The sequence below is a fragment of the Streptomyces sp. NPDC059371 genome (assembly GCF_042751995.1).
Taxonomy (GTDB): Bacteria; Actinomycetota; Actinomycetes; order Streptomycetales; family Streptomycetaceae; genus Streptomyces.
Genome location: NZ_JBHYXD010000186.1, coordinates 5,108 through 6,354, shown reverse-complemented (window position 1 = coordinate 6,354; position 1,247 = coordinate 5,108). Strand labels below are relative to the sequence as shown.

Genomic DNA, 1,247 nt, shown 5'->3' with positions numbered 1-1,247 from the left:
ATGAGCAGGAACATGCCGCCGAAGGACGCGATCGACGGGTGGGCGTCGGTGACGAGCTGCTGGTACTGGTCCTTGTCGTTCAGCGCGAGATCGACCGCGTCGATCGGGCCGATCTTGGCGCTGATCGCGACGATCACGACGGGGAAGACCAGACGCATGCCGAAGACGGCGATCAGCACACCCACCGTGAGGAAGATCTTCTGCCAGAAGGCACTCATCTTCTTCAGGATTCCGGCGTTGACCACCGCGTTGTCGAAGGACAGCGAGATCTCCAGGACGGCCAGGATCGCCACGACGCCGAAGGCGGTCCACCCCCCGTAGACGGCCGCCGCGGCCAGACCGAGCGCGGTGATCGCGAACGACCAGCCGAAGGTTTTCAGAAGCACTGGCTACCCAATCATCGTGTGGTGGGGGCACCCCCAAGCGGTGGCTCAGGGAGTGCGCAGCCCCCGTGCCGTACTCGGCTTTACCTACCTTTGACCACGAAGTCTAAGGGGCCGCCTTCGGCTGATACAGGTGGGTCTAGGAAACATTGACCCCGAAGTCGAGCGCGATGCCCCGCAGTCCCGACGCATACCCCTCACCGACGGCACGGAACTTCCATTCCGCGTTGTAGCGGTAGACCTCGCCGAAGATCATCGCCGTTTCGGTGGAGGCGTCCTCGGAGAGGTCGTAGCGGGCGAGCTCCTGGCCGTCCGCCTGGTTCACCACGCGGATGTACGCGTTGCCGACCTGGCCGAAGGTCTGGCCGCGGTTGTCCGCGTCATGGATGGACACGGGGAAGACGATCTTGTCGACCACGGCGGGGACCTTGGCGAGGTCGATCAGGATCGACTCGTCGTCGCCCTCACCCTCACCCGTGAGGTTGTCGCCGGTGTGCTCGACGGAGCCGTCCGGGCTCTTGAGCTGGTTGTAGAAGATGAACCACTCGTCCCCGAGCACACGGCCGGCGCTGCACAGCAGCGCGCTCGCGTCGAGGTCGAAATCGGCTCCGGTGGTGGAGCGCGCGTCCCAGCCGAGCCCGATCATCACGTGTGTGAGGTTCGGTGCGGCCTTCGAGAGGGAGACATTGCCCCCCTTGGCGAGCGTGACGCCCATGATGCTGGTCCTCCCGAGGTGCGATCTTCTGTTGGTACGGCCGGGGGGGGGGGGGGGGCCCCGGGGGGGGGGGGGGGCCGCCGCGGGGGGGGGGGCGGCGGCGGCCCCCCGTGGGGGCGCGCGCTGCGGCGTGGCAGGCGCGGCGCCCG

Annotated in this window: 2 protein-coding genes; both read right to left on the bottom strand. The window is 67.5% G+C overall.

Going from position 1 to position 1,247, the window contains the following annotated elements:
- A partial coding sequence (locus ACFXGX_RS42850) for a DUF475 domain-containing protein (RefSeq protein ID WP_384803820.1) occupies positions 1-386 on the bottom strand: 386 nt, incomplete at its 3' end.
- A gap of 136 nt (positions 387-522) precedes the next feature.
- A complete protein-coding gene (locus ACFXGX_RS42845; protein ID WP_384803817.1) occupies positions 523-1,098 on the bottom strand; it encodes a TerD family protein in 576 nt (191 codons plus the stop codon).
- Positions 1,099-1,247: the final 149 nt, after the last annotated feature.

Excerpts from the sequence above, each read along its gene's own strand:
- ACFXGX_RS42845 (WP_384803817.1), bottom strand. The coding sequence starts at position 1,098 with ATGGGCGTCACGCTCGCCAAGGGGGGCAATGTCTCCCTCTCGAAGGCC.